This is a genomic window from Halomonas litopenaei (genome assembly GCF_017303055.1).
GTDB lineage: Bacteria > Pseudomonadota > Gammaproteobacteria > Pseudomonadales > Halomonadaceae > Halomonas > Halomonas litopenaei_A.
On the sequence record NZ_JAEKJT010000012.1, the window covers coordinates 16,574 to 27,961 of the forward strand.

Sequence of the window (11,388 nt, forward strand, 5' to 3'; positions counted from 1 at the left end):
CGCACGCGAAAACCTCGATACCTTGCCGAATCAGCCGCCACTCAAGGAATAAGGGAACCTGGCGCCTCCTCCCCGGCCAAAGCCAGCATGGCCTTCGTCTTCAGGAGTCGCTGTGGTGTCTGATGCTCTGGTATTGGCGGAAATCGCTGCCAGCCGGTTCGGCCTGGGTCCCCGGCCAGGAGAGCTCGAGCAGATTGCTCACGATCCCCAAGGCTGGGTGCTGGCCCAGCTGGATGCGCCCCAAGAGGCCCTGCTAGGCCCCGGAGGAACGCCACTGCCCTCCACGCTCGACTATCTGGAGCGCTTCGCCCAGTTTCAGCGCGACCATGCCGAGGCACGGCGACGCATGGCCCGCCAGACGGCAGCGGGCGGGACCTCGCTACCGCGCCTGTCCCAGCGCTTTGGTCGCGATATGCAGGCGGAACGACAAGCTCGGGCACGACAGCAGTGCCTTACGGGCGCCCCGGTGCTGGAACGCTGGGTGATGTTCTGGAGCAACCACTTCTGCGTTTCCGCCGATCGCGGCAAGGTCGTGATGCTGCCCGGCGCCTACGAGCGCGAGGCCATCCGCCCCAACATCACCTCCCGCTTCAGCGACCTGCTGCTGGCAGTGGAACAGCACCCGACCATGCTGCTGTACCTGGAAAACGCAGACTCTGTCGGCCCTTCCTCGGCCGTTGCTCGCGCCGCTCGCCGACGGGCCTCACCGCGATCTCTGGGGCTCAATGAAAATCTGGCCCGGGAAATCCTCGAGCTGCACACCCTGGGCGTCGACGGGCCATACGACCAAGCAGATGTCGTCGCCCTGGCCCAGGCGCTTACCGGCTGGCGCACCCCGCTGGAGATGCCGCCGGCCACGAACCCACCTGATCTGGGCTCCCATGGCAGTGTCTTTCACGAAGCGGCCCATGAGCCAGGTCCACGGATCCTGCTGGGACAGCGTTTCGCTGCAGATGGCGCCGGTCAGGGTCAAGCCATGCTGCGCCTGCTGGCACAGCATGAATCGACAGCTACCTTCATCGCGCGCAAGCTTGCCGGCCATTTCGTGGCAGACCATCCTCCGGCAGAGCTGGTCAGCGCCTTGGCCAGGAGCTTTCGCGATCAAGACGGCGACCTTGCCGAACTCTACCGTACCCTCTTCCGTCATCCTCTTGCCTGGCAGCCCGGGGCACCCAAGTTTCGCCGACCTGAGGAGTTCCTGGTGGCCCTTTATCACGCCTTGGACAAGACCCCACCTTCGACGGGAAATCAGTGGGAACAGGAGCTGCGTCTACTCGGCCAGCGCCCCTTCTGGCCTGGCTCTCCCGCCGGGTGGAGTGACGACAGCCGTGACTGGATCGGCGCGGATGCGCTGTATCGACGTGTTGCACTGGCACGCCGCCATGGACGCGATAGTACGGTGGAACCGCTGGCTCTGGCGGAGCACTGCCTGGGACCCAGGTTACGCGAGGAGACCGCCGTCGCGATCAGCCAGCAGCCCCCTGGGATGGGCCGAGCCATGGTGCTGGCAAGCCCGGAGTTCCAGTGGCGCTAGTCGCCCGACTTCCTCCTTTTCGACCTTCTCATTCCCGACACTCTCGATCCTGAACCCTGGGGATTCGCTACGGAGGCTGCCATGCTGAATCGACGTGATTTTCTCGGACGCCTGGCGCTGGGGTGCAGCATGTGGCTATGGCCGCCCCTCGCCAGGGCCGAGACACACCAGGCGCGTCCTCGTCTGGTGGTGGTATTGCTGCGTGGTGCCCTCGATGGTCTAACGGCACTTCCTTGCCCCGGTGATCCGGCATACGCCAGCTTGCGCGGCGACCTTGCGGCGGCACTGCACCCGACAGCCCCTATGCTGAATGACACCTTTGCGCTGCATCCTGCGCTGTCATTCTGTCATCAACGCTTCCTGGCCGGGGACATGGCCGCCATACACGCCTGCGGCCAGGCCTATCGGGGACGCTCACACTTCAGTGCCCAGGACTGCCTGGAGAACGGCACCGACCATCCGGGTGGCAGTCGCACCGGCTGGCTCAATCGAGCCATTGGCGAACAGGCTCACACCCAAGGCATCAGCCTCACGGATGACCGCCCTTTGATGATTCGAGGGCCCGCCCCCATCACCAGCTGGGTCCCCTCCCCCACCTCGGACGCTACCCGCGTGCTGGCCGCCAGAATGAGCGGGCTCTATCGACACGACGAGCGGCTGGGTCCGGCCTTCGCCAGAGCCCTGGAGATGCAGCGCATCGTTTCAGATGAGGTGGTGGGCGGTACCCGCCTGGAGGACATCATGCCGGCGGCGGGACGCTTTCTGGCACCTGCCGAGGGAGCCAGTGTGGCGCTGATCGATGACCAGGGCTGGGATACGCATGCGCGCCAGAACGCCGTACTGGCGCGCAAACTTGCCGACCTGGATCACGGCCTGTCAGCGCTGCATCGGCAGCTCGGCGCTAGCTGGCGGCATACGGCCGTGGTGGTAATGACCGAGTTCGGTCGCACCGTTCGCGTCAACGGCAGCGGTGGCACCGACCACGGCACCGCCAGCTGCGTGCTGCTGGCTGGCGGCGCCATCCGAGGGGGCAAGGTCCACGGCGACTGGCCGGGTCTCGCTCGCCTTCGCGACAATAGAGACCTTGTCGCCGCTCAGGATATTCGCAGCGTACTGAAGGGAGTGCTGCGAGATCATCTGGGGCTGCAGCGTGCCGCACTGGATACCACCGTCTTCCCGGACAGCAGGACCATCGCCCCTTTTGAAGGGCTGATCAGAGCCACCTGATACCGTCGTCTCTCCCCCAATAGTCGCTCAGGATTCCTCACTCAGGGACCACGTCACCGCTTGGTGCTTATATCAGAGACGAGGTCCTGTCGGCTGCGCCAATGCATGCCAATGCATGGAGGTAAGGGGGGGCTTTCATCGGGCATATTGTTACGATATAACATATAAAAATCTCCCAGGAGCCTTCCTTTATGTCGCTTTCTCAGCCGCGCCCCGTCGCGCCCTCCCTCCCTCTTGGCTCAAGCAGCGCGCTGGTCGACTCCCCCCAGGCCGCCGCAGCGCCCGTGCAGGCTCACAGCAACGTGCCACATTGGGCGATGGGTACCGAGGCCAGCGTATTGCCCCGAATTTATGAAGACACTATCACCATCTCCGTGCTCCAACGGGCCCTGCCTGCCGTTCTGGCAAGCAGCGCTCAGGCCCAATGCCGCAGCGCGCGACTGTGGAGCTTTCAGTGGCTGGGTCCCGCCAATACGGACATGAAGCAGGCCCTGCTGCGCAGCTTGCCTGCAGCTGAGCAAGCAACAGCACTGATCGATGACGTCCTGCTGCTGACGGAGGCCATGGGAATGCTATTCGACACTGACAGCCTGGGGGTCAGACTGCGCCTGATGAATGCCGCGATGTGCCCGCGCTTCCATTGTGACAAGCTGCCGGTGCGCATGGTCACGACCTATGTCGGCGCAGGCAGCGAATGGCTTCCGGAGTTTGCCGTCAATCGTCAGGGACTGGGCGCTCCGACCCCGGACAAGCCCGACGTACTGCGCGAGCCCAGCGCGATTCGGGCGCTGGCACCAGGGGACCTGGCGCTGTTGAAGGGAGATGGCTGGGCCGGCAATGAAGGGCGGGGCCTGGTCCATCGCAGCCCCGCCGTGGCGTCGGGCGGTCGACGCCTACTGCTGACGATTGATCCGGCCTGAGCCGGCTTTGGCTTAGTGGACCTTGAGACGGGGGCCCACTGAGCGACCGAAGGCATCGCTCACCGCTTCGGCAGCACCCTTCCAGGGGCCCAGCAAGAGGAACTGATGCTGTCGCTGCAGGCCCTGATACGCGGCTCGGGCCAGGCGCCCGCGCAGCGTGATGTCATCAGCAAACACGCCGCGCAGGGTACCCACGCTGCCCGCCTCGCCCAAGGACAGCAGGGTCCCCTTGTCCTCGTAGCGGAAGGGGACCGGGTCATCTCCTGCCAGATAACGCGGCAGTTCTCGGGCCAGGTGTTCGGCCTGCTCGCTGGCGGCCTGAGCGGTAGGAGGCGCCGGGCTTTCCTCGATCCAGGAGCAATCCCCAAGTGCAAACACCGCGTCATTGTCCATGGCCTGGAGGCTCGGCCTAACGATCCACTGGCGCTTGTCATTGACCGCAAGCCCCTTCATTCGACTCGCCAGCGATGGGCCAACCCGTCCGGCCGCCCAGATGGTCATGTCGGCGGGGAAGGACTGACCACCCTCGGTGGTGACACGCTGGGCGCTGACCGCGTTGACCTGCTGCGCGGTATGAATGTCGACCCCGGCCTCCTGCAGACGAGCCTGCACGACGTGCCGTACTTCGTCGTCCATGCCAGGCATAAAGGTGTCGGTTGCCTCCAGCAAGGTGACCTTGACCTCGGGCTGGATCTCCTTGGGCGCCATGCTGGATGCCCTGGCCTCGGTAGCCAGCAGGCCAGCCAGTTCGACGCCGGTCGCACCTGTTCCCACGATGGCGACATGATAGGGATCGCTGCACCCTTGGGAGCGGCGCGCCAGCAGACCGGCCGAGAAATGGCGATACAGTCGTTCTGCGTCTCGCTCGCTATCGAGCAGGAAGGCATTGTCGAGAACGCCGTCGACCCCCATGTCCGGGGTCACGCCCCCCAGTGCCAGCACCAGTGCGTCATACGACAGCTGTCGCTCGGCGACCAGTACACGCCCGTTGTCGTCCTTCCATGGCGCCAGGGTAAAACGCTTGTGGCCAGCGTCTACGTCAGCCAATTCGCCCTGCTCGAAACGAAATCCCCACTGCTGCGCCAAACCAGCGTAATCCAGCTCATCAACGCTGGCCCGAGTGAAACCCGCCGCCAGCTCGTGCAGACGAGGCTTCCACACATGGGTCGCATCGCGATCCATCAGCAACACGTCCTTGTGCCCGGCCTTGGCCAAACGAATGGCCAGTTCCAGGCCGCCGGCTCCACCACCAACAATCACGATGCCTTCACTGCGAGTGTTCATGGGACCTCCTGTCGATGGCCTCCCGGACGATCCGGCAGGCCTTGGATCAGGCCTACCCTAACATCGCTCACTGATGCTTGCGCCCTGATACGTCGGTCGCCACGGCATCCGACATGTACAAAGGCAGTTAGAGCATTGCCGCTATACCACTGACATACCTAAGAAAAATAAGAAACATATGACGTAACGTTAAGTTAAACCAGCGCGGAGTTTCTTCTAAAGGTATGGTAGGTGCCTTTACGGCCAACACCGCTATCATTCCTTGAGGATATTTCCTGCATGGACCATACCGTTGCGTCCTATCATCCCGCGCTCGTCGTGTTGAGTCTCGCTATCGCCGCCATTGCCTCATTGACCGCGTTGGACCTGGCAGGCCGGGTCAAGTCCAGTCGCGGGCTGGCTCGGCAGCTTTGGCTGGCCGGGGGCGCCTTTGCCATGGGCACCGGCATCTGGTCGATGCACTTTGTCGGCATGCTGGCCATGGATACGGCTTCCCGTTCCGCCTACAACATCCCGCTGACGCTTGTCTCACTGCTGGCCGCCTTGCTCGCCTCGGCGCTGGCCCTGGCGACCGTGCAGGGAGGCCGGCTCACCTGGCCTAGGCTGACATCCGGTGCCATCATCATGGGCACTGGCGTGTGCCTGATGCACTACATCGGCATGGAAGCCATGCTGTCGATCACCGAGCTGCGCTATCGCATCGATCTGTTTCTGGCCTCGGTCGCCGTTGCCGTTGTCGCCTCAGCCCTCGCCCTCACCCTGGCCTTTCGACTGAACCGTGAAGGCATACGATCTCCGCTATGGCAGCGGGGTCTTGCTGCGCTGATCATGGCCGTCGGCATCGCTGGCATGCACTACACCGGCATGGCTGCTACCAGCTATCAGCGCGTGCCCATGGCCGTCGATGCCGGCGGCCTGGGCAACGGTCAGCTCGCCTTCCTTGTGGCATTGGCATCGATCTTCATCATGGTGACGGCGCTGCTCATTTCCATCTACGACGCCCACCTGTCGTCGCGCAATGCGCTGCTGGCCGACTCGCTGCAGCGCGCCAATCAAGAGTTGAAGGATCTGGTCCACCAGGACGCGCTGACGCAGCTTCCCAACCGGCTCAAGCTCGAAGAGCACCTGGACGCGATGATTGCCACCGAGTCTGCGAGCTTCGCGGTATTTTTCGTCGACCTGGATCGCTTCAAGCAGGTCAACGATTCGCTGGGACACCATGCCGGTGACGAACTGATCAAGGGAGCCGCCGCCCGGTTGAAGTCTGCGGTGCGCGATGGCGACCTGGTCGCCCGGGTCGGTGGCGACGAGTTCATGATCGTGGCGGGCCCCAACATCACACATGGCGATGCAGAGGCCATGGCGCGCCGAATTCTCAGCGCGCTGGACAAGCCCTTCCAGATTCACAAGAGCATGGTGAAGGTTTCCACCAGCCTGGGGATCAGCCTGCACCCGGAACACGGCAGGTCCCGCCACGACTTGATGGTGCATGCCGACGCCGCCATGTACAGCGCCAAGCAGAACGGCCGCAACACCTACCAGTTTTTTGCGCCTGACATGACCCACGCGGCGGACCGCCGCAGCATCCTCGAACAGCGCCTACGCCATGCCCTCGACAACGACGGTCTGACCCTGGCCTACCAACCCAAGATCAATGTGCACAGCGGCCAGGTGGCGGGAGTAGAAGCCCTCTTGCGCTGGCACGATGAGGAGCTCGGCCAGATTGCCCCCGATGAAGCGATTCCTCTGGCGGAAGACTGCGGGCTGATACTGCCACTGGGTGAATGGGTCCTGCGCACGGCCTGTCGCTTTTCCTGTCAGTGGATGGAGGAAACCGGCCAGGCCCTGCCGGTAGCCGTCAATATCTCGGCAATTCAGCTGAACCACCGAGGTTTCGTCGACACCATCAAGACCGTGCTCACCGATACCGGCCTTCCGCCCAACCTGCTGGAACTTGAGTTGACCGAGACCTGCCTGGTGCAGAACCCGGATCGCGCCATGGAAGTCCTGGGCACCCTGCGGGAGCTCGGGGTTCTGATGTCCATTGACGATTTCGGTACCGGATACTCGAACCTTACCCAGTTGAAGAACCTGCCCGTCGATCGCCTGAAGATCGATCGCAGCTTCATGGAAGACATCGCCAACAACAGCCAGGACGCGGCGATCGTCCGGGCCGTCATCTCACTGGCCCGAAGCCTTGGGCTGCATATCATCGCCGAGGGGATCGAGAACTCGGAGCAGCTGGCGTTTATCAGCAAGCTTCAAGGGCATGAGTACCAGGGATACCTGTTCAGCAAGCCCGTCCCTGCAGCCGAATTAAGGCGCCTTCTGGAGGAACGTGCCACGCAGGTGCTGGTCGATCAGCCGCTACGCGCTCACGGCATCCCGCCAGACCAGCTACCGGCCTGAATCGCCCCGTCCTGTGCCACTTGACCCGAACCGGCCGGCCGCGTCACGCTGCCCAACACGCCCCCGTCACAGAGATCCCATGAATGACGCATGTCCAACGCCTGGAATCTGACACGTCCGCGCCGAGTGATGCGCAGTCTCCTCAAGACAGGCTGGTGATGCTGTTGGCTCGAGTGGAAAAGGGCGACCGAGAGGCATTTGCCGAACTGTACCAGGCAACCTCGGCGAAACTTTTCGGCACCGTGCTGCGTATCCTCAAGGACACAACGTGGGCAGACGATGTCATTCAGGACGTTTACGTGACCATTTGGCAAAAGGCAGATCGCTTCGATCGACAGCGCGGCTCCGTCATCGGCTGGATGGCGACCATCGCCCGCAATGCGGCCATCGATGACCTGCGCAGAGCACCCCGCCACCAGAGTGAGGACGACAGTCACCTGGAGCACGCCGCAGCTACCCAGGCCTCGGCCTTCGAGCAGCGAGACCAGGACGAGTCCTCCGACCGCCTGTCGCAGTGCCTGGAGGAATTGGAGGAGACACGCAGCCAGATGGTCCGGCTGGCCTATCTGGACGGCTGGTCGAGGGCCGACCTGGCCTCCCATTTCGGGCAACCCGTCAACACCGTCAAGACCTGGTTGCATCGCGCTCTCAAGCAATTGAAAGGATGCTTGTCGACATGAGCGATCTTACTGACAAGGACCTCCTTGCCGCCGAGTTTGTACTCGGCACACTCGACGATTCCGAGCGCCAGCAGGTCCACCGGCAACGCCAGCAAGATGGCGAGCTTGAGCAGCTGATCCAGGCCTGGGAGGCACGGCTCGCGCCCCTGGGTGATGAGGTCAAGTCCATTGCTCCTGGCCCCCACCTGCTGGCGCGTATCGAGCGACGTATCGACGCTGTCGAAGCTCGGGCCGCGTTGCAGCATAGCGATGATCGGGTTACCCGGCTGCGCCGTCGTTTAACCCTCTGGCGAGGGATGGCTGGGGTCTCTTCTGCCGCAGCGTTGATACTGGCAGCCTTGCTGGTGGGTGCACCGACGTCATCTCCCGACCAGTCCCAGTTTGTCGCGGTGTTCCAGCAGGACGACCAGCAACCCGCCTTCATGTTGAGCGTCAACCTTGAACAGCGCCGCCTGCACGTTATGCCCGTTACCGCCAAGCCGATGGAAGACCGCTCTTACCAGCTATGGATCAAGGAAGCCTCCCTGGGGCCGACGCCACAGTCGGTGGGGGTCCTGGACGACGACCTGAGCATCGACCAGAGCGCTCTGCAGCAGTACTCGCCCGAGCTGCTGAAACGGGCCACCTTTGGTATCAGTGTCGAGCCCTCGGGAGGCTCACCCACCGGCCAGCCCACGGGGCCCGCCATTCACGGGTATCTGTATCCCACCCAGGCCCCCGGCAACCAGCGTCTCTAGCCATGGCCGCAGAGAGGAACGCTTCCTCTCTGCCGCATCGGCTTTGTCAGCACCAGCTCAGGCCCCGTGGATTCCTCTGATCTATTCCCAAGGGGTCCTGCGAAGTGCCTCCTTCAGCGTTCTCCCAACGTCAATCGCCGGGACAGCAGCGCCTTAAGCGAACTTCAACAGTGCGCGGTTTTCCCCGTTTCTGACTGAAACCTTTGTCGTTCATGAAACCTTTGCCTTTCATGACACGTATCTGTTGCTGGCGAGCGAGCAGCCAACGGCATACCAGCGTGCCCCCGCTGCAGTGCCCCACGCCATAGGGCGCGATCATAGTGGCGCGACCATAGCGGCGCGAGGGCGTCTTCCGCGAGGGTGAGCGTTGCATGCCTGCCACCTGTTCGCCTCACCACTTCCCTGCTTGGCCGCCCTCCCGGCGGCCTTTTTTATCAAAGGCACAACGATCAAAGGCACAGCGATCAAAAAAAACCTCGCCGCTGAAACTTTGTGCCCAGAGGCTACGTACCTGACAGTGACTCGGCGCCACACCACGGGCCCGAGAGCCAAAGCCAGTCAACTGCACCAGGAGAGAATGATGTTCAAACAACTGACAGCAAGCATCCTCGTCAGCTCAGCAGTTTTCCTCACCGCTGGCGCCCATGCCGACCATCATGCGGACATGGAAGGATCCCATGATCTTGGCGTGTGGGCAGACGACCAGTCCGTTGCCGAGGGCACCGTGACGGCAGAACGCATCGTTGCCGAAAACAACGGCTGGATGGTCGTTCACCGCACCGATGACAGCCACAAGCCGGGTCCGGTAGTCGGCTACGCTCCGCTCAAGGCTGGCGAGAACACTGACATTGCCGCGATCCTGACAGAGGAAGTGGCCAATGGTGACATGCTGATGCTGATGCTCCACGGCGAAGATGGCGGCAACCAGACCGGCGTCTTCGAGTACACCCTTGGCGCCAGCGAAGATGGCCCGGTCAAGGTGGATGGCAACCTGGTGATGGCCGTCATCACGGCTCAGTAAGCCATCTCGCCAAGGTTCTTGCCCCTACATAACGCAAGTGTTGGCTTGAACCTGACAACGACGCGCATCAGCCAGCGCCCCGCTCTTGTCGAGCGGGGCGCTGGCGTGTTGTGCCAGGCAGGCGCAACGGAAAAAAGGCACCACGGTGATCACCCGTGATGCCAATGGGCACAGCCTATGAAGAGAGACCAAGGTCCAGCGAGACGCAGGACCTAGAAGACCAGGCTTAGAACAACAGGTGAGTGGCCAGCGCCACCATCGGCAAGGCCACCAGGGTACGCAACAGAAACACGACGACCAGATCCAGCACGGTCAGCGGAATCTTGGACTCGAGCATGGCATTGGCACTTTCGGTGAAGAAGATGATCTGCACCGTCGACAGCGTGCAGACAAAGAACACCGCCATCGGGTCGACCTCTGCACCAGAGATGATGATGGCCGGCAGAGCAATCTCGGCGATCGCCACCAGCACGGTAGGCGCAATGGCGCTGGCATCAGGCAGTTGCAGCGCTGAAATCAGCGGCTCAACCACGCTGCCAAGCATGTCGAAGACAGGCGTATAGGTGGCCAGCAGCAGCGCCAGTGTGGCGATGGCCAGAATGTAGGCGACGATTTTCTGGGCGAAGGTAATGGCTTCCCAAAACCCCTTGTAGAACACATCCAGACGGGTCTGTGCGGCGCGCTCGGCTGCCGCGGCACAGGCACGAGCGATAATAGGGGTGTCACTGGTGCTCTGAAGATCTTCAGCCGTCTGCGGGTTACCCGCGAAGTAGACATCGCGCTTGCGCGACAGCGGCGGAATCCTGACCATCAACGCCGCCACGGTGAAGTTGATGACAAAGGACACCAGGATCATGTGGGGCAGATACGCCATGATGCCGCCAATGGAGGCCAGCAAGGCAAAGAAGCCCAGGCTGCAGATGCTGAAGTTGGTGGCAATGGCCGCAGATTCACGCTCGGTATAGTGGCCTTCCATGTACAGCTTGTTGGTGATGAAGATGCCCACCGCGGGTGCCGCCACGAAAGACGCCACCGCATCCACAGCAGACTTTCCAGGCAAGCGATAGAGGGGGCGCATCAAGGGTTCCATCAGCGTGCCGACGAACTCCAGAAAACCGAACTCAGTCAGGAAGATGACAAAGAAGCCGGCGATGGTCACAGTCAGGAAGACGCTGCCGCCAAGGTACAAGGCAAGCCCGCCGACGTCCTCATGCAGAAGCCACTGAGGGCCGACTCCAAACGCCAGCAGCGCAGCGAACACCGCCGCCAGCAGGAAGGTGATTCCGGTCATGGTGCCGTCCTGACGATGATAACGCCGGAGTCCTTCATGCCCGGAAATACGTGACATCAGCCACGTCACACACAGCAGTACGATCAGTCCAAGCGTGATGAAATTCAGCGCTCCCCCCAGGGTCTGCTTCAGCAGGTTGATCATGATGACCAGGGGGATGGTCATCTGTCCGTCACCGTGAGGGAGCGGTAGAAAGAAGATACCCAGACCGATCAAGCTGCCTGCCAGCGAGATCAGTCCAGCGCTAGATGATGTGGATGCCACCTTGGGATTATTCATGTTGTG

General features: G+C 62.4%; 9 protein-coding genes. 7 read left to right on the plus strand and 2 right to left on the minus strand.

The window, feature by feature from the left end; all coding sequences use genetic code 11:
- The first annotated feature begins 115 nt into the window (after positions 1–115).
- The 3 genes from JF545_RS19285 to JF545_RS19295 all read left to right on the plus strand — a co-directional run bounded on the left by JF545_RS19285 (position 116) and on the right by JF545_RS19295 (position 3,681).
- Positions 116–1,534 carry a DUF1800 family protein gene (locus JF545_RS19285; protein ID WP_206944781.1) on the plus strand — a complete coding sequence of 473 codons (1,419 nt, stop codon included), beginning with the start codon at positions 116–118 and terminating at the stop codon, positions 1,532–1,534.
- A gap of 81 nt (positions 1,535–1,615) precedes the next feature.
- A complete protein-coding gene (locus JF545_RS19290) occupies positions 1,616–2,761 on the plus strand; it encodes a DUF1501 domain-containing protein (RefSeq protein WP_206944782.1) in 1,146 nt (381 codons plus the stop codon).
- A gap of 191 nt (positions 2,762–2,952) precedes the next feature.
- Positions 2,953–3,681 (plus strand): DUF1826 domain-containing protein, encoded by a 729-nt coding sequence (locus tag JF545_RS19295; protein WP_206944783.1) that lies wholly within the window; start codon positions 2,953–2,955, stop codon positions 3,679–3,681.
- A 12-nt stretch (positions 3,682–3,693) separates the two neighbouring features.
- On the opposite strand, the gene JF545_RS19300 is transcribed toward JF545_RS19295, so the two are convergent.
- Positions 3,694–4,965: an NAD(P)/FAD-dependent oxidoreductase gene (locus tag JF545_RS19300; protein WP_206944784.1), complete on the minus strand. Its 1,272-nt coding sequence runs from the start codon at positions 4,963–4,965 to the stop codon at positions 3,694–3,696.
- 279 nt (positions 4,966–5,244) lie between these two features.
- Here JF545_RS19300 and JF545_RS19305 point away from each other — a divergent pair, with 279 nt between their 5' ends.
- The 4 genes from JF545_RS19305 to JF545_RS19320 all read left to right on the plus strand — a co-directional run bounded on the left by JF545_RS19305 (position 5,245) and on the right by JF545_RS19320 (position 9,812).
- Positions 5,245–7,374, plus strand: a complete 2,130-nt coding sequence (locus JF545_RS19305; protein WP_206944785.1) for a putative bifunctional diguanylate cyclase/phosphodiesterase — start codon at positions 5,245–5,247, stop codon at positions 7,372–7,374.
- Positions 7,375–7,457: 83 nt separating this feature from the next.
- Positions 7,458–8,054, plus strand: a complete 597-nt coding sequence (locus JF545_RS19310; RefSeq protein WP_206944786.1) for a sigma-70 family RNA polymerase sigma factor — start codon at positions 7,458–7,460, stop codon at positions 8,052–8,054.
- On the plus strand, positions 8,051–8,791 hold the full coding sequence (locus JF545_RS19315) for an anti-sigma factor (protein WP_206944787.1): 741 nt from the start codon (positions 8,051–8,053) through the stop codon (positions 8,789–8,791). The genes JF545_RS19310 and JF545_RS19315 overlap by 4 nt, the downstream gene beginning before the upstream one ends.
- 580 nt (positions 8,792–9,371) lie before the next feature.
- Positions 9,372–9,812: a DUF7282 domain-containing protein gene (locus JF545_RS19320; RefSeq protein WP_206944788.1), complete on the plus strand. Its 441-nt coding sequence runs from the start codon at positions 9,372–9,374 to the stop codon at positions 9,810–9,812.
- A 226-nt stretch (positions 9,813–10,038) separates the two neighbouring features.
- Here JF545_RS19320 and JF545_RS19325 read toward each other — a convergent pair whose 3' ends face one another.
- The gene (locus tag JF545_RS19325) at positions 10,039–11,382 is read right to left on the minus strand and encodes a YjiH family protein (RefSeq protein WP_206944789.1); all 1,344 of its coding nucleotides are present in this window, start codon (positions 11,380–11,382) and stop codon (positions 10,039–10,041) included.
- Positions 11,383–11,388: the final 6 nt, after the last annotated feature.

Bases quoted from the DNA above. Each gene is read 5' to 3' on its own strand.
- JF545_RS19290 (WP_206944782.1), top strand. From the start codon at position 1,616: ATGCTGAATCGACGTGATTTTCTCGGACGCCTGGCGCTGGGGTGCAGC.
- JF545_RS19295 (WP_206944783.1), top strand. From the start codon at position 2,953: ATGTCGCTTTCTCAGCCGCGCCCCGTCGCGCCCTCCCTCCCTCTTGGC.
- JF545_RS19300 (WP_206944784.1), bottom strand. From the start codon at position 4,965: ATGAACACTCGCAGTGAAGGCATCGTGATTGTTGGTGGTGGAGCCGGC.
- JF545_RS19305 (WP_206944785.1), top strand. From the start codon at position 5,245: ATGGACCATACCGTTGCGTCCTATCATCCCGCGCTCGTCGTGTTGAGT.
- JF545_RS19310 (WP_206944786.1), top strand. From the start codon at position 7,458: ATGACGCATGTCCAACGCCTGGAATCTGACACGTCCGCGCCGAGTGAT.
- JF545_RS19315 (WP_206944787.1), top strand. From the start codon at position 8,051: ATGAGCGATCTTACTGACAAGGACCTCCTTGCCGCCGAGTTTGTACTC.
- JF545_RS19320 (WP_206944788.1), top strand. From the start codon at position 9,372: ATGTTCAAACAACTGACAGCAAGCATCCTCGTCAGCTCAGCAGTTTTC.
- JF545_RS19325 (WP_206944789.1), bottom strand. From the start codon at position 11,382: ATGAATAATCCCAAGGTGGCATCCACATCATCTAGCGCTGGACTGATC.